Here is a 24,218-nt window from a genome sequence, read left to right as displayed (position 1 = left end):
TTGAAAAAGCTTTAGCTATTTCCCTTAACTGCTCTTATCATCTTAAAAATCTTAATGGTTTAAAATATGAAATTATCAATTTTATCGCAGATAAAATCCTTGCGCCTTAAAATATGAAGCATAGGAAACTATTTTGCGTCTTAGCGTTTACCAAAAAAATAATTATAAAGAAGTGCAGTTCTCATCCTTTGCATACATACCATTACTTTTCGCTTCCAACTTTCCGGTTTTTCTATTGATTTTAACCAAAAAAGACTCTTTCACAACCGGACAGCCCTTAGACTGCATAAGGTACATAGAAATATGACGGTCCTCAATTTTATAAGCGCCCGTAAAACGGTTACTCGTATCAACTGAATAACCATAGGTCTTTGCCAGCAAAATAGCTTCCGGAAGATTATCTACCGTTCCGATAAAATCTCTTAACTGCTGTTCATTGGAAAAATAAACAGATCTTTCATTTTTGCATGCAAGAATGTATGAAAAACAGTTGTTGCCTATACATTTCTGGAAAAAGCCTCTTTCTGGAAATGGTTCATTGATGGTCATAAAATCGGGAGCCTGGCTTTCATAGATCACTGCTTTTTCATAATCAGTATCATTGCTGAGTACCCGCCAGTAGGCATAGTCCTTGTCAGGAACAATGAAGGGGTAGAGATAATCTACCGTATCAAGGATATCAGGGATTTTTTTATAATCATCAGGAACCTTGATCTGGCCAAAAAGCAGATTGGAAAGGATCAGGGAAAAAGCGATGATGATTTTCATAGAGAAGGTGTTTTTCAGTGCGAATTTAAAGAGAATTATTCCAATACAATTTTATAATATCCTTTTTCATCAGTTACTTCAATATCTATCCCTGTAAAAGTCAGTTTATTGATTTGATATCCATCGCAAGCTCCTTTAAATTCTGAGGACTCTATTGAAAGATCAAGGTTTTTAATATTGGAATAAAATTTATAATTTTTTGTTCCATTATAGGCGCCTACATTTTCTACAATAACCTTGTTGTCGGATGTTTTGGTTAATTGTACATTAACATTGTTTTCATCCAGAATTGAATAGGTAGTCAATGCCCCGTTGGCAATAAGATTTTCGTTGTTGGAATTTACAAACTCAAAAACTATTGGCAGAGGAGGATTATAACAGTCTTTTTCACAAGAGATGAACAATAATGTTATGAGTAAAAAAGTAAATATTTTTTTCATGGATTATGGATGTTGTAAGAATGAAATTAATTATTGATGTCCGATAATCAAATTTATAAAAACTTCATTGGATATCCCACCATAATTTTTCCATTAGTAATTTTCTTAAGCTTAGATTCCATCATTTTTTTGGTCAGAGGTTTCAGATGGTCTGTATATAGAATTCCAAGAGTATGATCATATTCATGCTGAATGATTCTGGCAGTTAATCCTGTAAAAGTTTTAGTATGTTTTGTGAAACTCTGATCCAGATACTCAATAGTAATTTCCCAGGGTCTTTTTACCTTTTGAGATAGCCCGGGAATACTCAGGCAGCCTTCATAATCTTCCCAGGTTTCTTCTGAACTGTGGATGATTTTGGCATTGATAAAAGTTTCTTTAATACCTTTATCATCTTTCCCGAAATATAAAATCTGATCCTCTGTATCCAGGTTTTTATAAGTGATCTGGCTGTCAACTACGAAAAGTTGTAATATTTTTCCAATTTGGGGAGAGGCAAGGCCGCAGCCATTGGCATTTTCCATCGTAATCCACATATTCGTTACAAGTTCCCGTATTTCCGGAGTGTTTTCCTTGATCTGTAAACATTTTTGTTTTAAAATAGTATTGCCGTAAGCCAGAATAGATAAATTCATTGTTGCATTTTCCTGCAAAGTTCTGCAGAAGAGAAAAGATATACAATGAACCTATGTTAATTAATGTGTCTGCGGATTCGGCTTAAAGCCTGTGGTGTAATTCCGATATATGAAGCGATATATTTTAAGGGAACACGCTTGATCATTTCCGGCTGTTCGGTAAATAATTTCAGATAACGTTCTTTTGCTGAAAGCTTTAGCAGAGAAAGTTCTCTCTTGCTTTTAGCCAGAAACAGTTTTTCAGAAGCAAAACGTCCCAAATGGTTACCCACATTGGTCTGGCTGTAAATTTTCTGAAGATCATCATAAGAAATCTGCCATACTACAGTTTCTGTCAAAGCCTGCATTTCATATTCAGAAGGAGTTTGCGTAAGAAAAGAGTCATACGCACAGCTGAATTCTTTTTCAAAACTGAAGCTGAAAGTATAACCATATTCATCATCAGGAATATAAAATCTTACCAATCCCGATTCAATAAAAGATAAGTGATTTTCCGTATGACCCTGCTGGGTAATGATCTCATTTTTAGTAAAAACCTTTCTGTGAAAATGTCCTGCTATAAATGCCCATTCCGATTCCTGCAGTTTGACGATCTGTTCGTAATATTCTCTGATGTAGCCCATTGGGTTGAATTATCCTGCAAAGGTAGCGAAATCCTGCTAAAGCTTCAGAATTTGCTTTTAAACAAAAAGAATACTGAAAAGAATTAGTCGAGCATATGTTCCACAAACGGAACAATTCTATTATTCTCAATTTTCCCTTTGATATAAACCGAATCACCATTCTTGAAAATATATTCATTGACAAGAAGATTGTTTAGCCCTTCAGGCTCAAAAAAAGACTGAATCCAGAGATGCTGATCTTTCAATAAAGAAATTTTTTGAGTCCCCCTGGGTTTATAATCTTGCAGATAGTAAGGCGTTTTATCGCTGGTAGTATAAGTTTCGTAAACAAAAGGCATGTTTCTTTGATCGGGATTTTTTATGATACACCTATTAAAATCAATAGGATATAGTTGCCCATTGATTAAAAGTTGAGCCCCTTTGGGATAGCCTGCTGCCATAACGTAATCGAATTTTTCGTAAATTTCTTTATATCGTTTGTTTCGTTTGACGGTGCCCACACGCAGCAGATAGAATGCCGCATCTTTTCCTGATAGAGGAGCTGAGATTGTTTGGTCTGTATAAACAGTGCATTTAAGAACCGGTAATGAGTGGATGACATCTACCTGCTTATTATACTCATCAACTCTTTCCTGCATTGATTCCATACTGCCAAAAGCAAAAGAGCTAAAAGTTATTGCTGAAAAAACAAAGACCAGCATAAACACTCCAAATATGATTAAAATAGTTTTCAGTCCCTTTTTGTCAAGCTGGGTTCCGTTAGTTTTAATATTCACATTGGCGTTAAAATTGAATTTGATCATGGTTCGTTTAAATAGTTTTCAAAACTAAGTAATTACTGAATAAAAATTAATATAGTTTTTGCTTTTAATCCTTTAATTTTTTGTCATTTGTCAACCCAACTCATTCCAAAATCACTTACATTTGTTATTATGATACACGACCAACGCGCAGAAAAATTCAGGCAGATCGTGGAAAATAAGTTCCAGATCTACAATTCATTATTTATGAGCCTACCTTATGATAAAATGACGAATATAGGAATGCTGCTTCCGTTTCTTTACGAGGAAAGCAGAACCGGCTATGAAGCAGGAAAAACTCCCGAAAACATCGTCGAAGAATTTTTTAAAAACCATACCGATCTTCAGACCGAGGAGCAGAAACTCGAACTGCTTTTCAAGATCATTCAGTATATAGAAAGACAGGTAGTTTTGTTTGATAGTATTGAAGATGCTGCTTTTCCGAATCTTCACTCTGAAAGTGACAGTGGTACCGTAACCAATCTTTTTGAACGCTCTTTTCAGGACCATAAAATTGAAAAAGTACGCGAAAAATTAAAAGATTTCAGTGTAAAGGTTGTATTTACCGCGCACCCTACTCAGTTTTATCCAAGTTCAGTACAAAGGATTATTCAGGACTTAAGAGGAGCTATTACCAGTGACTCTGTTACGCAGATTGATATGCTTCTGCAGCAGCTGGGGAAGACCCCATTTGTAAACAAAGAAAAACCTACCCCTATAGATGAAGCATTGAGTATCATTTCATACCTGAGATATGTGTATTATGATACCATTGGCGAATTGTTTACGAAGATTAAAAAGACTTTCGGAAACGGGTATTTTCACCTTCATGAAGATATTATCCAGCTTGGATTCTGGCCGGGAGGAGATAGAGACGGAAATCCTTTTGTGACAGCAGATGTAACGAAAAGAGTAGCGGAAGAACTTCGTTCAGCCATTCTTAAGTCCTATTACAGCCATTTGAAATTCATCAGAAGAAGATTGAGTTTTAGAGGAGTTTCAGAAGTTTTAACCCAATTAAGTGAAGAGCTGTATGCTGCTATTTTTGATGGAAGAAATATTACAGCTGAAGATATTTTAAAGAAAACTGCAGAAGCAGAAAAAATATTAGTGAATGAGCATAATTCCTTGTTTTTAGATCTTCTGGCTAACTTCAGAGATCGTGTAATGATCTTCGGAACTCACTTTGCAACGTTGGATATCCGTCAGGACAGCAGGATTCATCAGAAAGTGATTGATGAGGTTTTTTCAAAAGTATATGGAAGTGGAGATGCAGATAATGAGCATAAATTCAATCAGTTGATTCAGATTTCAGAAACAGTAAACGCTGAAGATTTTGAAGACATTGTGAAAGATACATTGTTAACGGTTTCACAGGTTACGGACATTCAGAATCTGAACGGATTAAGAGGAATGAACCGTTATATTATTTCCAATTCCGATGCAGTGAAAGATGTGATGAATGTTTATGCATTCTTTAAGATTTGCGGGTATAAAGACGAAGATATCAATATGGATATCGTTCCGCTTTTTGAAACGATGGAAGGTCTTGCCAACGCTGAGAATGTGATGAATGAACTGTATCACAATCCTGTGTATAAAAAGCACCTGGAAAAAAGAGGAAACCAGCAGACCATTATGCTTGGATTTTCTGATGGAACCAAAGATGGTGGATATTTAAAAGCCAACTGGGAAATTTATAAAGCAAAAGAAGTATTGACTAAGCTTTCCGAGCAGAATAACATCAAAGTTGTTTTCTTCGATGGCAGAGGAGGACCGCCAGCCAGAGGAGGAGGAAAAACCCACGATTTCTACGCTTCTCAGGGAAAAACTATTGCCAATAATAAGATTGAACTTACAATCCAGGGCCAGACCATTACCAGTATTTTTGGAAATAAAGAGCAGGCAAAATACAACTTTGAACAGCTTCTGACGGCCGGAGTGGAAAATGATGTATTCAAAAATGCAAAAAAAGAGCTTACCGAAAAGGAAAGAGCTTTGATTATCGAATTGGCAGATATCAGCTATGGAAAATATTCAGATTTAAAAGCCCATCCTATGTTTGTTCCATACCTTCAAGAGATGAGTACCCTTGAATATTACGGGAAAACAAATATCGGAAGTCGCCCCTCAAAAAGAGGAAACGGAAGTGAACTGAAGTTTGAAGATCTGAGGGCTATTCCGTTTGTAGGCTCATGGTCACAATTGAAACAGAATGTTCCTGGTTTCTTTGGTTTTGGATATGCCATGCAAAAGATGAAAGAACAGGGAAGATTTGAAGAAGTAAGGGAACTGTATAAAGGTTCTGATTTCTTTAAAACTTTAGTATTGAACTCCATGATGAGTATGAACAAGTCCTATTTTCCTTTGACTTATTATATTAAAAGCAATCTGAAGTTTGGTGCATTCTGGAATATTCTTTTTGATGAATATGAGCTTTCAAGAGAAATCATGCTGGAACTCACTGGTTTCAAAATGCTTCAGGAAGAAGATCCTTTGTCAAGAAAATCGGTGAAGATCCGTGAAAAGATTGTACTTCCGTTATTAAGCATTCAACAATATGCCCTGATGAAAATACAGAAAGGAGAAGGAAATAAAGAAGCTTATGAAAAGCTGGTAACACGTTCTTTATTCGGGAATATTAATGCAAGCAGAAACTCTGCATAAGCCATTTTATATCATTTTTTGTACAAATTGCACAGCAATATATCAATAGGAATGGGCTTTAGCCCATTCTTTTTTTATTAAACCAATCCATCGGCTTTAGCCAAAACATATTGTATGCTGTGTTAGAAGAATATCTCCCGCAGATTACGCAGATCACACAGATGTTTATGTTGTAATAAATCTGCTCAATCTAGGTAATTTGCGAGAGACAAAAAAATTATTCCTTTAAGAATTTCTCATAGTAAACTTTGTCCTTCATCTGAATTTTCAGATAATAAGTTCCTTTTGCAAAATCCTCCACTTTTATAGATTTCTGATGGTCACTTTTTCTGATTAGTCTTCCAAGGTTATCATAAATTTCCAAAGACAGAACTTCCTGCTCTGATGCTATATTCAGGATGTTTTTAACAGGATTTGGGAATATAGAAAATTGTTCTTTTTTTACTATTTCAGATGTATTCAGAACGAGATTATACAAACTTCCGAAATTAAGAATACCATATCCTGTCTGATCTGAATGGGCAGGATAAAGTGAAGCAGTTTGTCTTAGCTTTGTTCTCATCTGTTCCCTGTTCATCGTTGGAAATGCCTGAATAAGACATGCCACACCACCGGCAGCAATAGGAGTGGCAATAGATGTCCCGTTCACAACTGTAGTAGCATTATCATACACTGTGATTGTAGCGGTTCCCTGAGTACTTCCGTCAGGTTTTACCACTCCAAGTGAGTTTGGCCCGAAAGAAGAAAATCCGGATGCATTTCCGGCCGAATCTACAGATCCGATAGAAAATACTTTAGCATTGTCAGACGGTGTCATCAGATAATGCCATGGCTGAAGTCCGGAATTTCCGGCAGCAGCAAGAACAAAAATTCCTTTTTCAGCAGCAATACCTGCTCCCCGGGCGATGAAAGAAGTACTTCCGTTCATATTTGCATACGTATAATTGTAACGGCTCTCATCAAAAACATTATATCCCAGTGATGAGGTTATGATTTCCACCCCTTTTCTGTCTGCTTCCTCAGCAGCTTCAATCCAGTATAGTTCTTCTTCAGGAACTTCTACATTGGCATTTTCACTTCGGTAGAGATAGAAATCGGCATCGGGAGCAGCGCCAACAAATATGTTTTCCAGATACCCGCCAATAGCTCCTAAAACAACAGAACCATGAGGACTGAGTGCTGTATTATAAATATCTCCGGTTTTGGTAACAAAATCATAGGCTGCTTTGATATGGTTACCGTTCCATAATCTTGAAAAAGCAGTTCCCGTATTCACCGTTGGGAATCCGGCATCAATGACTGCTATGGAAATCCCTGTTCCGGTATAACCTGCCAGGTGAAGCGGGCGGATATTGACCTGATCAATTTGGCCGGCACCAGAACCGTAATTAAAGGTGGTGAGTGTTTTATTGACATTGGCCTCGTCTTTCCATTTTACAGGTAATGTTTTTACAGTAGTTGAACTGTTTCTTGCAAAACTTTCAACGGATAAAACAAAAGACTGAGCCTGCAGCAGTGTTTTTTGAGCAGGAGTAGCATTCACGGCAGCTCCGTTAAGCCATTTTGAATAATCTGTAACGGTAAATCCTAAATTTTGAAGATTCTGAAGATAAGACTGTTCAATAGGGGCATCCTGATCGTTGAGAGGAATTCCCAACGCTGTACGCCTGTTGAGTGATTTCTGGCTGAGTTCAGAAAGCGGATTTGCATAAAACGCAGCTTTATTGGGCTTATCCGTAAAGAAAACAAACACAAGTTCTGTTTGGGCGGATACATTAAGATAACCCGTTAGGAAACAAAAGAGTAAAAGTTTTTTCATAAGATTATTTTGTATAAAGATAAAAACAAAATCAATAAAATTTTTGATAGGATATTAAATTCCTTATTTTTACAGAAATATTTGTTATATGAAAAAAATTCAGATGGTTGACTTGCAAAGTCAGTATTACAAAATAAAGAATGATGTAGACAATGCCGTTTTGAATGTAATGGACTCTGCAGCGTTTATTAACGGACCTGAAGTAAAGTCTTTCCAGAATGAATTGGAGTCTTATTTAGAAGTAAAACATGTGATTCCATGTGCCAATGGTACAGATGCATTACAGATTGCCTTAATGGCTTTGGATCTGAAAGAAGGAGATGAGATCATCACAGCTGATTTTACTTTTGCGGCAACGGTAGAAGTAATTCACCTGCTTAAGCTAAAATCTGTATTGGTAGATGTAGATTATGATACATTTACTATTTCTACAGAACAGATTAAAAAAGCCATTACGCCGAGAACAAAAGCGATCATTCCGGTACATATTTTCGGACAGTGTGCCAATATGGAAGAAATTTTGAAAATTGCTGAAGAGCACAATCTATATGTTATTGAAGACAACGCTCAGGCAATCGGTTCAGAATATACATTCTCTGACGGAACTGTAAAACAGGCAGGAACAATGTCTACAGTAGGAACAACTTCTTTCTTCCCTTCAAAAAACCTTGGATGCTACGGAGATGGTGGGGCTATTTTTACCAATAACGATGAATTAGCACACCGTTTGAGAGGAATTGTAAACCATGGAATGTACGAAAGATATTACCATGATGAGGTAGGAGTAAACTCCCGTCTGGATAGTATTCAGGCTGCAGTTTTAAGAAAAAAACTTCCTCACCTTGATTCTTACAACGAAGCAAGAAAAAGAGCAGCTGATTTTTACGATGAAGCATTTGAAGGAAATCCAAATATTCTGACTCCAAAAAGAGCTGAAAATTCTACCCACGTATTCCACCAGTATACTTTAAGAATTCTGAACGGAAAACGTAACGAACTTCAGAAGTTTTTAACGGAAAAAGAAATCCCGGCAATGATCTATTACCCGGTAGCACTAAGAAAGCAGAAAGCGTACTTCCAGGAAAGTAATGATGCAGACTTTGTGAATACAGATAAGCTGTTGGATCAGGTAATTTCTTTACCAATGCATACAGAATTAGACGAAGAGCAACTGAAGTATATTACGGATGCTGTTCTTGAGTTTATGAAATAGATATGCTTCACGAAGAAAGAATATTAAAGCATAAGTTCGCTTATTTTTTTACAATTATTTTCGTTCTTGTTTGGATTATTTATTATGGAGCAGTAGTTATTAATATTCTGCTTAAAGGATACAGAGTAAAAGATGAATATACTGGATTTGAAATACCCTATTATTCATTAACATTTATAATATTTACATTATTAATTATGACCTTTATAAGTATTTTTAAAGAATCAAAAAGAATGTTCTTGTATCTTAATATCTCTATGTTTTTAATAATGATTGCAGGGTTGGTTACTTTTTATGCTAAGTTGGGAGAGACTTCAGCAAAGTCTATTTATTCACTTTTAGTAACAATAGCAGTATTGGTTATCGGACCCGCAATTTTAATTAATTATTTAAAACATAATCCGGCAAAAAGCGAAATAGAAAATATAGGAAAACACGAAGATTAAAAAATAAAAATGGCAATACTTGTTACGGGAGGACTTGGATATATTGGTTCTCATACGGTGGTAGAACTTATCAATAGCGGCTTTGAAGTAGTTATTGTAGATGATTTGTCCAATACGGAAAGATTTATTTTAAAAAATATAGAAGAAATTACAGGTAAAAAGCCGGCTTTTTATCCTTTTGATCTAAGAAGGAAAGAACTTCTTACTCAGGTTTTTGATGCTCATCAGATTGATGGCTGTATCAATTTTGCTGCTTCTAAAGCGGTAGGAGAGAGCCAGATAAAACCTGTGGACTATTACGAGAATAATTTGTTCTCATTAATCAATATTCTTCAGGAATTTAAGACAAGAGAAATCTCTAACTTTATTTTCAGTTCATCCTGCACAGTATACGGACAGGCAGATGTAATGCCGATTGATGAAAATACCCCTCTGAAAGTACCTGAAAGTGTGTATGGGAAGACAAAACAAATGGGAGAACAGATCCTGATTGATTTTGCAAATGCCTATCAACGTAAAATTTCGTTATTAAGATATTTTAACCCGATTGGAGCACATCCTTCTGCAAAACTTGGAGAACTACCAATAGGAATTCCTAATAACCTGGTACCTTATGTGATGCAGACAGCTTCAGGAGTACGTGAGAAACTGAATGTCTGGGGAGATGATTATGCTACAGAGGACGGAACAGCCGTTCGTGATTATATTTATGTTGTTGACCTGGCAAAAGCACACGTTGCAGCATTAAAGAAACTGATGGAAGACTCTTCGGCTGAAGCTGTGATTGATACCTATAACCTGGGAACAGGAAAAGGTTCATCTGTACTGGAAGTGGTGAAAGCATTTGAAAAGGCTAATAATGTAGAAGTACCTTATCAGATTTGCGCCAGAAGAGAAGGGGATATCACTATTGCGTATGCCAACGCTGAAAAGGCTGAAAAAGAACTCAACTGGAAGTCTGAAACGTCTCTGGAAGAATCTTTAAGAACGGTTTGGGAATGGCAGAAATATCTGAATACAAGAAACGTATAGTTTCAATGGTTGTGAATTTTTCCTGACCATATGAAAGAATAATTAAAGAACGAATTATATAAACAAATTACAAAACGTCTTCCTGAATCTTCTGTCTTTTATCCTTATTTAAAAGAACATTTATTTCAGTGAAGTTTTTAATTCAAAATTAATATGAAGACACAGAGAATAGGGATTACATTTTCCTCCTTTGACTTATTACACGCTGGGCATATCAAAATGCTTGAAGAAGCTAAAACGGTATGTGACTATTTAATCGTTGGGCTACAGATTGATCCTTCCCACGATCGTCCCAACAAGAATAAGCCAAGCCAGACTATCGTTGAAAGGTATATTCAGCTGAAAGCAGTAAATGCTGTGGATGAGATCATTCCTTATTATACGGAAGAAGATCTGCTGGATATTTTAAAATCATTTGTGATTGATGTAAGGATCATTGGGGATGATTATATGGACAAAGACTTTACAGGGAAGAAATACTGTGAAGAAAAAGGAATTGAGATCTTTTACAACAAAAGAGACCATAGGTTTTCCACCAGTGATCTGAGAAGAAGAATCTATGAAGCTGAAAAAGAAAAAGATTCAAAAGCTGAGCCTGTAAAATAAATTTCCAGGCAAAGTATATCAAAGATTATAAATAAAAAACAGTTGTAAACAAGAGCTTTACAGCTGTTTTTTAATTTTACCGGAAGCCGCCGGAAATTACTTTTTTTAACTATATTTTCTATTTAAAATCTTTGTCAACAAGGTTTAGAAAGTCAAAAAACATTTCTTTCCAATGGCTTATTTGGGTTCCGTCTTCTTTTATTTCTTCAAAATTATGATTGCAGTTCAGATAAACTTTGCTTTTCAGATTTGTTTTTCTGTGACGGATGAATTCTGCGGTAATTAAATCACTCGTTTCTACCGGAACCTTATCATCATGACTTCCAATGGTGACTAAAACCGGGATTTTTAACTTTAATAGATTTTCTATTGGAGGTTCGTTGATAGCAGTATTCCATTTGTAAGTGTCGCCGTTGAAATAGTCTTTTACAGAATCTGGATTTTGATAAACCTGTTTGTATCCCCTCATCAATTCGTCAATTTTATCCTGAGCCTGGCTGGCACTTAGTTTCGATTCCTGCATTTGTCTTCTGATAAAGAGTATATCGTTAAATATCTGAGAGGTTGCATTCCCTGCTGAAAAACAAATGTGGGTGATGTTTTTGTTGAGAGTAGCCAGCTTTGCTACCACGTCACTGCCTTCCGAGTGCCCGAGTACAGCAATTGCTTTTGCATTGGGGTAGATTCTTTTCTTTATGAAATTAATCACTTTATTGGCTACTTCAGCTCTGTCCAGTACATTATTTCTAAGTGTGAATGCTGGGGAGGGTGTGTAATTATTTAAAGTTTTTGTGTAATAAGGAAGTCCGACTTTTTGTATATAAACAAATGCATAGTCTTTTGGAAACTCCGCCATTAATTTTTTTGGATAATTATTAAAACAGCAAGGTTCTGTATCATCACCATTGACGATGGGTAAATCACCGCTGCCCTGCAGATAAAGAAAAACTTTTTCCTTAGGTAAAGTATCTGATGTATGGATATAAAAACGGATTGTATCTCCTTTATCCGGAATAATGTATTCTTTTAATTTTTGTTTGTCAGGAGTCTGTGCCCATGTAAAGATGGGAAAAAAGAGTAGGATTAACTGGATTCTTTGAATTGGTTTCATCGCTTATTTTTAGCAATGAAGATATGATTTTATGGATTACGATTTTACATATCAATACCAAAGAAAAAACATTAATAAAAAATCCCGAAAAGTACTTTCCGGGATTTTTGTTGTATTACATCGGACCGCCTTGCTGGTCGTCTCCGGCAGCATTGGAATTGATATCCTTTTTCTTTTTAGGCTGATCTATTTTTTCACCCTGCTTAAATCTATAGGTTAAAGAAATAGAAAACTGTCTTGGCTGCCACTGCATATAGTTTCTTCGTGTATAATCCTCATTGAAACTTAATACTTCTCTGCTTCTCGTATTGAAGATATCCTGAATATTGAAGGAAATTGTTCCGTCTCCTTTCCAGATCGTTTTGGAAGCACCAAGGTTCAGAGCATACATATCCTGAGTATTTTGGTTGGCAGATTTCTGAGCTCCTCTATAGAATCCCTGTAACTGTACACTTAATGTTTTATCCAGTTTAAATGTTGTGTTAAGACGTGCTCTGGTAGAGAAACCATCTCCGGTAAAATCCATACTGCGGGTTTGCTTCTGCTTATTCTTATCAAGAGCATTATAATAAGCAATTCCTTTCGTTTTATATCCGAACATATCTAAGCTACCCATTATTTTTAACCATGCAAAAGGATCGTACGTAAAGTTAAGATCCAAACCATAACGGTCGTCATTTCCAAGGTTGATAGGTTTTGTATAGAATACGCCCAGATTTTCATCAGGTCTGTAGACTAACATTTTAGTATCGTCAGTAGCGTGCCTGTAGTATAAGGTAGGGTTAATAGTAAACTTTTTTCTTGTAATATTATATCCTACTTCAAATGAATCTACATATGATGGGTTAAGATCTATATTTCCTTCAAAAATATTCTGGCTGTTGCTGTAATTTGGGAAGGGAACCATGAAGAAAGATCTTGGTCTGTCTATTCTACGGGAATAATTAACTAAAATCTGATTGTTTTTAGATACATCATAGCTTAAGAATACACTCGGAAATAAATTGTTGTAGTTCTTTGTTTTATTTAATTGCGGATCATTAGGGTTTTGATTGATGTAATTAATCTTTACATTGGAAAGTTCATCCCTCAAACCAAGCTGATAAGCAAATTTTTCTCCGATTTTACTTTTAAACTGTAAATAGAAGGCATTGAAGATCTCTCTGTAATCTGTATCGTTATTATAGTTCGGGATATAAGGATTATTGGAAGTGCTGCTTACAAAATTATTATAAGTATTATCATTTACATCCAATCTGTATCCTGCTTCAATCTTAGACTTTTCTCCTATTGGCAATTCGTAATCTGCTTTCCCGATAACCGTTTTGCTTACAGAATGTCTTCTGGTAATATCCTGTATATCCGGAACCAGGTCATTGGTTTCAAGAATGTCTGCATTATTGTTACTTCTGTTTCTCTGTAAACTTAATGATACAGATAAATTCTGACCATTATCATCAAATTTGTGATCTACACCTATATCTCCCTGGAATGCAAGGTTATTAAATATCGTTTTAGATTCTCTTTGTCCGTAAGGGTTTAATAATTGCCATGTTCCGGCAACCCCATTTGGATCTGATGAATCTTTGAAAAATCTGTGAAAACTGTCATAAGTCTGCAGAAGTTCATTTCCGTCTCCTTCAAAAGTTCTCACCAATCCTGTTACGTTGATCGATGTTTTGTCAGACAGATCATATACAAAACCTGCACTTACATTATAATTTTTGTTATATGTTTTGCTGGTGGAGTTTTGCAGCTGATGCTCAAGAACATCATTAGGCTGCGTATTAGGAAGGATCTTAGGAAAAGTAATATTGTGATAAGTAGTTTCCGAATTATTTTTAGTTTTGTTTTCCGTGTAGCCGCCGCCTCCGTTTACAAACCAGGTCCAGTTATTTTTTCTCCAGCTCAGATTGGTGTTAAGTGATGTTCTCGGGAAATATCCTAAAGACCCTACAACACTACCGTTAAATCCGATTTTTTTGTTCTTTTTAAGGATGATATTCAGAATACCGGAAGTTCCGCTTGCTTCAAATTTAGAAGAAGGGTTGGTAATCACTTCAATTCTTTCAATCTGATCTGCCGGGATACTTTGTAAAGCATTGGCACCATCATCTATTCCTAGAAGGGCAGAAGGCTTTCCGTTGATCAGAAACTTTACATTGGTACTTCCTCTCATAGAAACCGTTCCATCCGTATCTACAGAAACTGAAGGAACATTGGTCAATACATCCTGAAGACTTCCTCCTTTGCTTACAATATCCTGTGAAGGATCATATGTTTTCTTATCAAGCTCTACTTTATAAGGTTTGGCTGCTGAAGCAGTGATCACAACACCCTGGATTTCTTTTGTTTTTCCATCAATGGTAGTAGTCGCTTCAGGCTCTAAAGATAACGCCCCGATATTACCTGCTATTGCAATATTTTTACTGATTACATTTTTTTTGTAATCAATAGCTTCTACCGTGATATCATAATCTCCCGGCACAAGCTCAAGTTTATACTGTCCCTTTTCATCGGTCAGTACAGCATCACTTAATGCTTTATTCACTTTATTACTGAAAGTTACAGAGGCATAAGGAACCGGTTGGTTTTTTTTGTTGACAATAGTCCCTGAAACTCCAGCCTTCTCCTGTGCAAAAGCCATCGCCGCCGCTGAAAGTACTAACGTAAGTCCTAAAGTTTTTCTGGTGAAAATATTGACAATTTCTGTCTTATTCTTCATAGGTTATTTTTTTGTATAAAATCGTGAAAGTATAACCCCTAACATTTTGAATATCCATATCAATTTGATCTTCAAAATATTATGATTGTTTATTATTTTTCTAGCTGTATAAATTTTTAGGTGCTTTCTAAACTTATTTTATATTTTTTGAGTTGAGCCAGTCCTGGTAGGCCTTTGCATTCACAGCATGTTCTTCAGCACTTGCCGTAAACTTATGGTATCCAAATCTTGCCGGATCAGCACACATAAATATATAATTGTTGTTTTCAGCATTTAAAACAGCATCAATCGAATTCTTATCCACTACACAGATCGGTCCCGGAGGAATACCTGCATTTGCATAAGTGTTGTAAGGTGATGGTGTAGACAAATGCTTATATAATACTCTTTTAATAGATTCTTTAAAATTAGTCTGCTTATTGATTGCATAAATCACAGTAGGGTCAGACTGAAGTTTCATCCCTTTTCTGTAACGGTTTAAATATAATCCGGCAATCGTTTTCATCTCATCTTTTTTTCCTCCGGATTCTTTATAAACAATAGAAGCCAATGCATAGATCTGATCTCTTGTAAGGCCAGACTGTTGCTCTTTGTTTTTTCTTTCACTCGTCCAGAAATCATTATACTGATTTTCAAACTTTGCAAAAAATTCTCTTGGGCTTACAGTCCAGAAGAAATTATAAGTATCAATGAAGAAATATTTTTTTAAATCCTCAACATTTTTATAGCCTTTCTCCTGTGCCACAGCATCCAGATCATTGATAAAATGTAACGAATCAATTTCTGTTTTTTTGGTCACCTTACCGATCATCTGATACATATCTCCAAAATCCCCGATTCTGTAAGAGTTTGCTGTTTGGTTACCTGCTTTGATCATATTGACAAGGTTCTTATTTCCTGTTCCGCTCTGGATATGATAACGTCCTGCTTTAAAATTAGCATCAAGACCTTTCTCTTTAGCTACAGCTTCAAAAGATTCCCTGTCTTTAATATAAGGAGCAATAGAGTCGAGGATCTGTTTAAAACCTGCTCTATGAGGAATCAGAACATAGCCGTCTTTTTCTACGTTATTTCCTAAATATTTATTATAAAATCTCAAACCAAAAAATCCTGCAGCTACAAAAACCAGCAGAATGATAATGAGAATAGCTTTTTTCATTCTTATAAATGTTGATTAAAAGTTTTTTGTTTTTAAAGAAGATCTGTTTTACCTCTAAAAACTTGCTTTGCAGGACCTTCCAGCCAAATGTTCTGGAATGTATCTCCGCTTTTTTCAGCATGTACTTTAAGATTTCCGCCTAAAGTTTTAACTTTTACAGAGGTTAGATTATGTTTTTGAAGAAAAGTTAAAGCAGAAGCTGTAACTCCTGTTCCGCAACTGTAAGTTTCGTCCTCAACGCCTCGTTCATAGGTTCTTACAAAAATCTCATCATCAGAAATTTTTTCTACAAAGTTTACATTGATTCCTTTTTCTTTATAGTTTTCCGAATTTCTGATCCCGTTTCCTTCAGCATACACATTATAGTCCGGAAGATTTTCTACATATTTTACATAATGTGGAGATCCTGTATTCAGAACAAAGTCATTCCCATCTTGTGAAATGGTGTCCACATTAATCATTTTCAATTTAATAATCCCGTTATGGATTTCAGCTTCATGCTCTCCGTCTGTTGCAATAAATTTGCATTTATCTTCAAAGATGTCAAGGAAAAAAGCAAAAGCGACAAGACATCTTCCTCCGTTTCCACACATGGTACTTTCTCCTCCGTCAGAATTGTAGTACACCATTTTGAAGTCATAGTTTGGATCGTTTTCCAGCAGAATAAGACCATCCGCACCTATCCCAAAACGTCTGTCACATAGTTTTTCAATAATACCTTTGTCTTTAGTAAATTGCAGATCACGGTTGTCTACCATTACGAAATCATTCCCTGTTCCCTGATATTTATAAAATTCCATATTTTTTTGTTAAATGAAGAAGCAAAATTAATATATTTAAAATGAAAAACGAACAGTGTTAACTGTTCGTTTTCTTATTTATAATCGTTTTATCTAAAGCCGCCTCCGCCGCTCTGCTGTCTGCTTGAACTAGTGCTTTGGCTGCTTGAGCTGTTTCTGAATCCACCACCGGAAGATTCTGATCTGACGCTGTTTTGACTACCACTGTTTTGGTTTCTGAACCCACTGTTATTTTGGGTACCTTGGCTATTCTGGTTACCACTGCTTTGGTTTCTGAATCCGCTGTTGTTTTGGTTTCCCTGGTTGTTCTGATAACCATTATTCTGGTTTCTGAATCCACTGTTACTATTGGAGTTTCTATTATTATTGAAGCCTCCGTTATTATTGTATGAACCGTTACTATTCGTTGTACGTGTATTCTGGAATCCGTTTTGAGGTCTTGAAGAAGAAGAAGATCTTCTTTCTACATAGACTTTTCTTCTGGAGTTATTATAACTGTCATAGTAATAAGGAATTCCATTATCATAGTAGTAATTAACATTATTTCTGTAATAATAGCCGTCATTACCATAATATCCGCCGCTTCCGTAATATCCGGAAGGTGCATAGTAATACCCGTTGTTATAATAAGGATCACCATATCCATAACCACCATTATTGCTTCCGTATCCGTCGGTATATGCTAAACAAGATGTTAGACTGGTAATAGCAAAAATACTGACTGCTATTTTAAATAAATTTTTCATGACTTTATTGTACTTTTTTTTCTTTAAAACTTTTTTTCCAATTAAGGTATCCTAAGATAGCCATTATAGTAAATACCAAATATTGAACCGAAGTGATTCCAAGTCCCTTAAAAATCATCATAGGGATACAGATAATATCTCCGATAATCCAGAAAATCCAGTTCTCAATGCGCTGTTTGGCCATAAACCACATTCCTACTAAAAATATTGAAGTTGTAAAAATATCCATCCAATTTGCCCAGTCCAGATGATACAATCCTAAACTGGTTCCTTCCATAGAAAACTGATTATCAATATAAGGTTTATAATAATAAATAAGAGTAACAAGTGCCAGACTTAGTATGAAAAGAATACTTGCATATATCCATTCTTTTCGGGTAGCCCATGTAACTTCTACATGAACATGATCTTCAGAATTTCTTGCCCACAGAACCCAGCCATAAATACTCATGACGGTATAATAGACATTAATCATGCAGTCTCCTAGCAGCCCGGCATTGAAAAGGAGGTATACATAAATTAGGGTTGAAATAATGCCGGTAGGGTATACCCATATATTTTTCTTAATGGAAAAAAATACGCTCAGTATTCCGAAAACAGCACCTGATGCTTCTAACGTAATTTGTAAAGAATCATAGCTTTCATAAGGCTTTACAAAAAGATCATATAAATTCATGTAATCAAAAATAAGCAAAAAAATAGACTTTTTAAAATGGATTATATAATATGTTGTTCAGGTTTTTAAGGGCTTTAATGTAAAATAAATAAGGAAAGTTTAACGATAAACGTGGGAGTTCCTAAATTTTTTATATTTTCGTAAATCCTTAATAAATAAAAAAACATGTCGAAAATTTGGGTTAAAAAGCCACTAAGTGCCTATGAGGCAGATATGAAGAAAAGTGAGCTGAAGAAAGTCCTTGGAAAATGGAGTTTAACAGCAATTGGAGTGGGTGCTATCATTGGTGGTGGAATCTTTGTTCTTACCGGAACAGGAGCCTATTATCACGCAGGACCAGCACTTGCCATTTCCTTCATCATAGCAGGTATTGCCTGCGTTTTTGCTGCATTATGCTATGCAGAATTTGCATCCATTATTCCTGTAGAAGGTTCAGCTTATGCCTATGCATACGGAACGGTAGGAGAAATTTTTGCATGGGCCATGGGGTGGTGTCTCATCCTCGAATATGCCATGGCGAGTATGGCAGTTTCCGTGAGTTGGTCCGGATATTTTAACAAATTTTTGAAAATCTTTAATATTCATTTACCGGCCTATCTTACATCAGATCCTGCCAGTTATACAGGAGATGGTTTTTCAATGAACCTGCCGGCATTTATTCTTGTTCTTTTAATTACTGCATTATTGGTAAAAGGTACTAAAGAAGCAGCAGGGGCTAATAACCTGATTGTTTTGATGAAAACTTCTGCCGTTATCTTTGTAATTATTGCAGGAGTCTATATTATTTTTTCTAATACTGATCTTTACAACGCTGTAGATGGTGTTAAAAACTGGAAACCTTTTATTCCGGATCAGGTACAGATCAAAAATTCTGAAGGAGATTTGGTTTCTGCCTATGGGATTAAAGGAATTATTTCCGGAGCAGCAGCTATTTTCTTTGCTTATATTGGCTTTGATGCTGTTTCTACACAGGCTGGAGAAGCTATTAATCCTAAAAAAGATGTTCCTTTTGCAATTATTGCCTCATTATTGGTGTGTACAGCGCTTTACATTTGTGTATCGTTGGTATTAACGGGTATGATGCATTATACAGACTTTAATCCGGAAGGAAAATATCCTGATGCCATTAAAGCCCCTGTAGCTTATGCTTTTGAAATTGCAGGGAAACACTGGGCTAGTAATGTAGTAACAATCGCTGCTACTGTAGGATTAATTTCCGTAGTAATGGTAATGATGATGGGGCAGTCAAGAATTTTCATCGGGATGGCAAAAGACGGATTGATTCCCGGATTCTTCGGTCAGCTTCATCCAAAAACAAAAACACCTTACAAAGGAATTATCTTGTTAGGAATTGTAGTGGCACTGATCGCAGCATTTACGCCAATTTCAACATTGGCAGATATGACAAGTTTCGGAACCCTGTTTGCATTTACACTGGTTTGTATTGCCGTTTGGGTGATGAGAAAAAAAGAACCTAATTTAATCAGACCTTTCAAAGTTCCGGCTTACAAAATAGTGGTAGCATTGGGAGTATTTATCAATATTTATTTGATATTTAACTTAAGTGCCCATGCATTGGAACTTTCTGCCGTATGGTTGTTCTTAGGAGGTTTAGTCTATTTCCTTTATGGAAAATCAAATAGTAAACTTAATAATCCTGAAAAATATCAGGACGCAGAATAATAACAATATAAACCGCTTCGGCGGTTTTTTTTATCTTCCTATAATTCTATAATATGAAAAATATTTTTTCCATTTTATGTTTGTCTATCGGGTTTACAGCGTTTTCCCAGCAAGTGGAAAGCTTTGAAACCGTTCTTAATGATAAAATCAGTATCAGAGCTCTTGAATTATACAACAACAAGGTCTGGTATAGCGGTACAGATTCCAAATTCGGGTTTGTAGATCTAAAAGATTTTAAAAATCAGAAACAGATCAAACTATCTGAAGAGAAACTTCAATTCAGAACATTAGCTCAGGACAAAACTTCTTTCTACGCCATCAATATTGAAAGCCCCGGACGTTTTTTTAAAATAGATAAAAAAGATCTGAAATCACAGGTTGTTTTTAAAGATACAGCAAAAACTGCTTTTTATGATGCTCTGCATTTTGTTAACGATAAAATAGCCTATACTTTCAGCGATGCAGATAAAGATCAGATGCTGAAGCTGGCCATATACAAAGAGGGTAAATGGAGTATGTTTAAAAATAATGTAAAATTAAACGAGGGTGAGGCTGCATTTGCCGCCAGTAATACTAATATTTCATCATCTAAAAAATACCTTTGGATAGCGACAGGAGGAAAAGCTTCACGAATTTTAAGAATGAATCTGAAAGATGAAAAGTTTGAAATTTTCAATACACCAGTTGTACAGGGAGAATCTTCTCAGGGAATGTATTCTATTGATTTTTTTGACGATCATTTCGGGATTGCAGCAGGAGGGGATTATACAAAGCAGGATGCCAATATCAATAATATTGCAACCACTAATGATGGCGGAGAAACCTGGCAGATTCAGGCTTCAGGACAGAATGCAGGATATACAACCTGTGTAAAAATTAAGCCCGGATCAAAAGGAAAAGAAATCATTGCAGTAGGAGACAAGCACATCAGTTATTCTTCAGATTTTGGAAAGACATGGAAAAAAATTTCTGATGAAAAAGGTTTCTTCGTCTGCCAATGGATAGATGGTAATCATGTGGCGCTTGCAGGGAATAGCAGAATTGCAGTAATGAAATTAAAATTTTAAATATAAGATATAGAATTTATCACTATCTGCCAAAAGGCTGATCATACGTATTTAGACTCATTATAAAATAGAACCTAATATAATTCATAGGTTAAAATTCATAACTAATGGTTAATTTTGTAAGATGAAATTTAATGGTGTTAAATTTCATACCCTTATAAAATTTTAATTTTCAAGATGAACTCTTTAATAGATAAGTATAATATTCCCGGACCGCGTTACACTTCTTATCCTACCGTTCCATATTGGGATGAATCAACATTTTCACCGGAAAAATGGAAGGAAACTGTAATCAGGTCTTTTCATGAGAGTAATGCAGAGGAGGGGATTTCTATTTATATCCATTTGCCTTTCTGTGAGGCTTTGTGTACCTTCTGTGCATGTCATAAACGTATTACCAAACAGCACAGTGTTGAAGTGCCTTATCTGGAAAGTGTTTTGAAAGAGTGGAAACTTTATCTGGACCTTTTCAACGAAAAACCTAAACTGAAAGAATTACACTTAGGGGGTGGTACTCCTACGTTTTTCTCTCCTGAGAACTTAAAAACATTATTGGAAGGAATTTTTTCAACAGTAGACATTGCGGAACATCCGGAATTTTCTTTTGAAGGACATCCTAACAATACAACGAAAGAACATCTTCAGACTTTATATGACCTTGGCTTCAGAAGAGTAAGCTTTGGAGTTCAGGATTATGATCCTAAAGTTCAGAAAGCAATCAACAGAATCCAGCCCTTTGAAAATGTGAAAAATGTTACAGAATGGGCAAAGGAAATCGGGTACAGAGGAATCAGCCATGATCTTGTGTTTGGACTTCCACATCAGAACTGGGAAGCGATGGAGCATACGATCAGAAAAACAATGGAACTGAAGCCGGACAGACTTGCTTTCTATTCTTATGCACATGTTCCATGGGTGAAAGGAGTTGGACAGAGAGGCTTTGATGAAAATGATCTTCCAAGCGGAGAAGAAAAACGCCGTTTGTATGAAGATGGTAAAAGACTGCTTCAGGATTTAGGATATATCGAGGTTGGAATGGATCATTTCTCTCTTGAGCATGACGATCTGTATCAGTCTTTGATTCATAAAAAACTTCACAGAAATTTCATGGGATATACTTCAAGCAAAACCCAACTGATGGTAGGACTTGGTATGTCTGCTATTTCAGATTCATGGTATGCTTTTGCCCAGAATGTAAAAACCGTGGAAGAATATCAGAAAATGGTTGAAGAAGGTGAAATTCCTGTTGTAAAAGGACATGTTCTGAGTGAAGAAGATCTGACTGTAAGAAGACATATTCTGAATCTGATGTGCCAGCTTGAAACAACTTTTGATATCAATAATTCTTTCCCTGAGCTTGAAAACGCTTTGGAAATGCTGGAAGAAATGGAAAATGACGGATTGGTGGAGATCAATGGAACTGAAGTGAAAATTACAGAAGCCGGAAGAGCTTTCACAAGAAATGTAGCTATGGTTTTTGACCTGAGAATGATGAGAAATAAACCCGAAACAAGGATTTTCTCCATGACAATATAAAACAAAAGCGGTTCAGATCTGAACCGCTTTTTTATTGCTTTAAAATTTTAGTTGAGGTATTTTATTGCCCTTACGACTTGTAGTTCGATCACTGTCATACTGAGCATAAACTGAAAGTTTACAAACGTAGTTTAAGAATCGTTCTACTTGATAATTAATTTCTGACTGTAAGACTTCATCTCTCCGGATTTCAGATTGATATAGTAAACGCCGGCAGGTATTCCTGAAATATTAATACCTTTTTCATTAGAGATCTGGTCTGCTTCCAGTACTTTTCTTCCTTCTGCACTGATAATTTCCAGGATTGCTTTTTTATCTGTAACGCCATCAATGAAAATTTCTTTTGAAGCAGGATTAGGATAAACTTTTATGGTTCCTAGAGTATTTTCCTGAGTACCTAAAGTTCCTGTGGATATTTTAAAGACTTTTCCACTGTTCACAGCGGCCACATACAGCCCTTTCTGATAATCTTCCCCGAAAGTAGAAAAATTATTTCCCGAATAAGGACTCGTCCATGTGATGGTATTATTGCTATCCAGAATTCCGATCTGGGTAGAACAGTAGTCTGCAAAGAAATATTTTCCCTGAAGTGACGGATATTGAGTTCCTCTGTAAACATAACCACCCGTGATAGAGCATTTTCCACCTGAATGATTATATACCGCAACGGGAAATGTCATTGTAGACTGTGCGGGACATCCTGCTGTATTGTACGTGTTGTTTCCTTCATAGCAGCGCCATCCATAGTTTAAGCCGGCTTGTGTAATAGGAATTTTATTGATTTCTTCTATCGCCCCCTGACCTACATCTGCAATCATCGCATTTCCTGTAGTCAGGTCAAAGGAAAATTTCCAGGCATTTCTTAGGCCATACGCCCATATTTCATCAGCACCATCTGTGGTTCCTGCAAAAGGATTATCGGGTGGAATATTATAGGGGCCGGTAGCATCTACATCTATTCTCAGCATTTTTCCAAGCAAAGAATTTTTGTTTTGGGCATTATTATTCGGATCTCCGCCGCTTCCTCCGTCTCCGGTAATGATCCATAGTTTTCCGTCAGGAGCAAAATGAATGCTTCCTCCATTGTGATTGTCGAATGGTTTGGGAATGTTTAAAAGGATTTTTTCAGAAGCAGGATCAGCTACATTAGAATCAGTTGAGCTGACACTGTATCTTGCAACGATGATATTGCCCGCCGGATTGTTGTAGTACACAAAAAAATACCCGTTGGAAGAGTATTGTGGGTGAAATGCAAGTCCAAGAAGACCTCTTTCTCCACCAAAAATAATTTTTGAACCGATATCCAGAAAATAGGTGGTATTAATTGTCCCGTTGGGTTGAATAATTTTTATAATTCCGTTCTGTTGAACAACAAAAAGCCGGCTGTCATTGGCGTTCGTAATCTCTACCGGGCTGGTGAGTCCCGTGGCAAATTCTTCCAAATTAATGCTTTGAGAATTAGCAATTAAGGAAGAAAAGATACTCATGGTAAAAAGTAATTTTTTCATAATATTTTGATAGTTAAGGTGTTGATATAATGAATGAAAATTTTGTACCAATCGAATTTTGAAGACTTCATTATGATACTATGAAAAAATTGTTAAATCTTAAATAGAAATCGGAATACCAATATATCTGAAAATAAACCATTTCTGTTGTTAAAAAT

Annotated in this window: 21 protein-coding genes; 8 read left to right on the top strand and 13 right to left on the bottom strand. The window is 35.9% G+C overall.

Going from position 1 to position 24,218, the window contains the following annotated elements:
• Positions 1-162 precede the first annotated feature (162 nt).
• The 5 genes from OL225_RS11500 to OL225_RS11480 all read right to left on the bottom strand — a co-directional run bounded on the left by OL225_RS11500 (position 163) and on the right by OL225_RS11480 (position 3,269).
• Entirely contained in the window at positions 163-768 is a 606-nt protein-coding gene (locus OL225_RS11500) for a hypothetical protein (RefSeq protein ID WP_047376800.1), read from the bottom strand.
• A 35-nt stretch (positions 769-803) separates the two neighbouring features.
• On the bottom strand, positions 804-1,208 hold the full coding sequence (locus tag OL225_RS11495; RefSeq protein WP_264518345.1) for a hypothetical protein: 405 nt from the start codon (positions 1,206-1,208) through the stop codon (positions 804-806).
• Positions 1,209-1,261: 53 nt separating this feature from the next.
• Positions 1,262-1,843 (bottom strand): peptide deformylase, encoded by a 582-nt coding sequence (gene def, locus OL225_RS11490; RefSeq protein WP_264518344.1) that lies wholly within the window; start codon positions 1,841-1,843, stop codon positions 1,262-1,264.
• A gap of 56 nt (positions 1,844-1,899) precedes the next feature.
• Positions 1,900-2,466, bottom strand: a complete 567-nt coding sequence (locus tag OL225_RS11485; RefSeq protein WP_047376797.1) for a Crp/Fnr family transcriptional regulator — start codon at positions 2,464-2,466, stop codon at positions 1,900-1,902.
• 83 nt (positions 2,467-2,549) lie between these two features.
• The gene (locus OL225_RS11480; RefSeq protein ID WP_264518343.1) at positions 2,550-3,269 is read right to left on the bottom strand and encodes a hypothetical protein; all 720 of its coding nucleotides are present in this window, start codon (positions 3,267-3,269) and stop codon (positions 2,550-2,552) included.
• A gap of 129 nt (positions 3,270-3,398) precedes the next feature.
• Between OL225_RS11480 and OL225_RS11475 the strand changes: the two genes are divergently transcribed.
• Positions 3,399-5,933 (top strand): phosphoenolpyruvate carboxylase, encoded by a 2,535-nt coding sequence (locus OL225_RS11475; RefSeq protein WP_264518342.1) that lies wholly within the window; start codon positions 3,399-3,401, stop codon positions 5,931-5,933.
• Positions 5,934-6,150: 217 nt separating this feature from the next.
• Here OL225_RS11475 and OL225_RS11470 read toward each other — a convergent pair whose 3' ends face one another.
• Positions 6,151-7,752 carry a S8/S53 family peptidase gene (locus OL225_RS11470; RefSeq protein WP_264518341.1) on the bottom strand — a complete coding sequence of 534 codons (1,602 nt, stop codon included), beginning with the start codon at positions 7,750-7,752 and terminating at the stop codon, positions 6,151-6,153.
• 88 nt (positions 7,753-7,840) lie between these two features.
• Here OL225_RS11470 and OL225_RS11465 point away from each other — a divergent pair, with 88 nt between their 5' ends.
• The 4 genes from OL225_RS11465 to OL225_RS11450 all read left to right on the top strand — a co-directional run bounded on the left by OL225_RS11465 (position 7,841) and on the right by OL225_RS11450 (position 11,049).
• Positions 7,841-8,965, top strand: coding sequence for a DegT/DnrJ/EryC1/StrS family aminotransferase (locus OL225_RS11465; protein WP_047423358.1), 1,125 nt, complete (start codon positions 7,841-7,843; stop codon positions 8,963-8,965).
• A gap of 2 nt (positions 8,966-8,967) precedes the next feature.
• Positions 8,968-9,411 (top strand): hypothetical protein, encoded by a 444-nt coding sequence (locus OL225_RS11460; protein ID WP_264518340.1) that lies wholly within the window; start codon positions 8,968-8,970, stop codon positions 9,409-9,411.
• Between the two features lie 9 nt (positions 9,412-9,420).
• Complete coding sequence (gene galE, locus OL225_RS11455; RefSeq protein ID WP_264518339.1) at positions 9,421-10,443, top strand: UDP-glucose 4-epimerase GalE; 1,023 nt, start codon at positions 9,421-9,423, stop codon at positions 10,441-10,443.
• A gap of 153 nt (positions 10,444-10,596) precedes the next feature.
• Positions 10,597-11,049: an adenylyltransferase/cytidyltransferase family protein gene (locus OL225_RS11450; protein ID WP_047423355.1), complete on the top strand. Its 453-nt coding sequence runs from the start codon at positions 10,597-10,599 to the stop codon at positions 11,047-11,049.
• A gap of 118 nt (positions 11,050-11,167) precedes the next feature.
• Here the strand turns inward: OL225_RS11450 and OL225_RS11445 are convergent, their stop codons facing one another.
• The 6 genes from OL225_RS11445 to pnuC form a co-directional block, all read right to left on the bottom strand.
• Positions 11,168-12,160, bottom strand: coding sequence for an alpha/beta fold hydrolase (locus tag OL225_RS11445; protein ID WP_264518338.1), 993 nt, complete (start codon positions 12,158-12,160; stop codon positions 11,168-11,170).
• 115 nt (positions 12,161-12,275) lie between these two features.
• Positions 12,276-14,885, bottom strand: coding sequence for a TonB-dependent receptor domain-containing protein (locus OL225_RS11440; RefSeq protein WP_264518337.1), 2,610 nt, complete (start codon positions 14,883-14,885; stop codon positions 12,276-12,278).
• A 133-nt stretch (positions 14,886-15,018) separates the two neighbouring features.
• Positions 15,019-16,044: an endolytic transglycosylase MltG gene (mltG, locus tag OL225_RS11435; protein WP_264518336.1), complete on the bottom strand. Its 1,026-nt coding sequence runs from the start codon at positions 16,042-16,044 to the stop codon at positions 15,019-15,021.
• Positions 16,045-16,076: 32 nt separating this feature from the next.
• Positions 16,077-16,844 (bottom strand): diaminopimelate epimerase, encoded by a 768-nt coding sequence (gene dapF, locus OL225_RS11430; protein ID WP_264518335.1) that lies wholly within the window; start codon positions 16,842-16,844, stop codon positions 16,077-16,079.
• Between the two features lie 89 nt (positions 16,845-16,933).
• Positions 16,934-17,590: a hypothetical protein gene (locus tag OL225_RS11425; protein WP_264518334.1), complete on the bottom strand. Its 657-nt coding sequence runs from the start codon at positions 17,588-17,590 to the stop codon at positions 16,934-16,936.
• Positions 17,591-17,594: 4 nt separating this feature from the next.
• Complete coding sequence (gene pnuC / locus OL225_RS11420; RefSeq protein ID WP_264518333.1) at positions 17,595-18,266, bottom strand: nicotinamide riboside transporter PnuC; 672 nt, start codon at positions 18,264-18,266, stop codon at positions 17,595-17,597.
• 165 nt (positions 18,267-18,431) lie between these two features.
• Here pnuC and OL225_RS11415 point away from each other — a divergent pair, with 165 nt between their 5' ends.
• From OL225_RS11415 to hemN, 3 genes are all read left to right on the top strand, one after another.
• Positions 18,432-19,949 (top strand): amino acid permease, encoded by a 1,518-nt coding sequence (locus OL225_RS11415; RefSeq protein ID WP_047376783.1) that lies wholly within the window; start codon positions 18,432-18,434, stop codon positions 19,947-19,949.
• A 53-nt stretch (positions 19,950-20,002) separates the two neighbouring features.
• Positions 20,003-21,016: a WD40/YVTN/BNR-like repeat-containing protein gene (locus OL225_RS11410; protein ID WP_047376782.1), complete on the top strand. Its 1,014-nt coding sequence runs from the start codon at positions 20,003-20,005 to the stop codon at positions 21,014-21,016.
• Positions 21,017-21,193: 177 nt separating this feature from the next.
• On the top strand, positions 21,194-22,552 hold the full coding sequence (gene hemN / locus OL225_RS11405; protein WP_264518332.1) for an oxygen-independent coproporphyrinogen III oxidase: 1,359 nt from the start codon (positions 21,194-21,196) through the stop codon (positions 22,550-22,552).
• A 143-nt stretch (positions 22,553-22,695) separates the two neighbouring features.
• Here hemN and OL225_RS11400 read toward each other — a convergent pair whose 3' ends face one another.
• Positions 22,696-24,060 (bottom strand): PQQ-dependent sugar dehydrogenase, encoded by a 1,365-nt coding sequence (locus OL225_RS11400; protein WP_264518331.1) that lies wholly within the window; start codon positions 24,058-24,060, stop codon positions 22,696-22,698.
• Positions 24,061-24,218 lie beyond the last annotated feature (158 nt).

Origin of the sequence: Chryseobacterium viscerum (assembly GCF_025949665.1) — a bacterium.
Classification (GTDB): Bacteria; Bacteroidota; Bacteroidia; order Flavobacteriales; family Weeksellaceae; genus Chryseobacterium; species Chryseobacterium viscerum_A.
This window is presented reverse-complemented; position numbering and strand designations above follow the sequence as displayed.

Coding starts and splice junctions, on each gene's coding strand:
- pnuC (WP_264518333.1), bottom strand. CDS start 18,266: ATGAATTTATATGATCTTTTTGTAAAGCCTTATGAAAGCTATGATTCT.
- OL225_RS11400 (WP_264518331.1), bottom strand. CDS start 24,060: ATGAAAAAATTACTTTTTACCATGAGTATCTTTTCTTCCTTAATTGCT.
- OL225_RS11460 (WP_264518340.1), top strand. CDS start 8,968: ATGCTTCACGAAGAAAGAATATTAAAGCATAAGTTCGCTTATTTTTTT.
- dapF (WP_264518335.1), bottom strand. CDS start 16,844: ATGGAATTTTATAAATATCAGGGAACAGGGAATGATTTCGTAATGGTA.
- OL225_RS11495 (WP_264518345.1), bottom strand. CDS start 1,208: ATGAAAAAAATATTTACTTTTTTACTCATAACATTATTGTTCATCTCT.
- OL225_RS11465 (WP_047423358.1), top strand. CDS start 7,841: ATGAAAAAAATTCAGATGGTTGACTTGCAAAGTCAGTATTACAAAATA.
- OL225_RS11425 (WP_264518334.1), bottom strand. CDS start 17,590: ATGAAAAATTTATTTAAAATAGCAGTCAGTATTTTTGCTATTACCAGT.
- OL225_RS11410 (WP_047376782.1), top strand. CDS start 20,003: ATGAAAAATATTTTTTCCATTTTATGTTTGTCTATCGGGTTTACAGCG.
- OL225_RS11475 (WP_264518342.1), top strand. CDS start 3,399: ATGATACACGACCAACGCGCAGAAAAATTCAGGCAGATCGTGGAAAAT.
- galE (WP_264518339.1), top strand. CDS start 9,421: ATGGCAATACTTGTTACGGGAGGACTTGGATATATTGGTTCTCATACG.
- OL225_RS11450 (WP_047423355.1), top strand. CDS start 10,597: ATGAAGACACAGAGAATAGGGATTACATTTTCCTCCTTTGACTTATTA.
- OL225_RS11480 (WP_264518343.1), bottom strand. CDS start 3,269: ATGATCAAATTCAATTTTAACGCCAATGTGAATATTAAAACTAACGGA.
- OL225_RS11470 (WP_264518341.1), bottom strand. CDS start 7,752: ATGAAAAAACTTTTACTCTTTTGTTTCCTAACGGGTTATCTTAATGTA.
- hemN (WP_264518332.1), top strand. CDS start 21,194: ATGAACTCTTTAATAGATAAGTATAATATTCCCGGACCGCGTTACACT.
- OL225_RS11445 (WP_264518338.1), bottom strand. CDS start 12,160: ATGAAACCAATTCAAAGAATCCAGTTAATCCTACTCTTTTTTCCCATC.
- OL225_RS11500 (WP_047376800.1), bottom strand. CDS start 768: ATGAAAATCATCATCGCTTTTTCCCTGATCCTTTCCAATCTGCTTTTT.
- mltG (WP_264518336.1), bottom strand. CDS start 16,044: ATGAAAAAAGCTATTCTCATTATCATTCTGCTGGTTTTTGTAGCTGCA.
- OL225_RS11415 (WP_047376783.1), top strand. CDS start 18,432: ATGTCGAAAATTTGGGTTAAAAAGCCACTAAGTGCCTATGAGGCAGAT.
- def (WP_264518344.1), bottom strand. CDS start 1,843: ATGAATTTATCTATTCTGGCTTACGGCAATACTATTTTAAAACAAAAA.
- OL225_RS11485 (WP_047376797.1), bottom strand. CDS start 2,466: ATGGGCTACATCAGAGAATATTACGAACAGATCGTCAAACTGCAGGAA.
- OL225_RS11440 (WP_264518337.1), bottom strand. CDS start 14,885: ATGAAGAATAAGACAGAAATTGTCAATATTTTCACCAGAAAAACTTTA.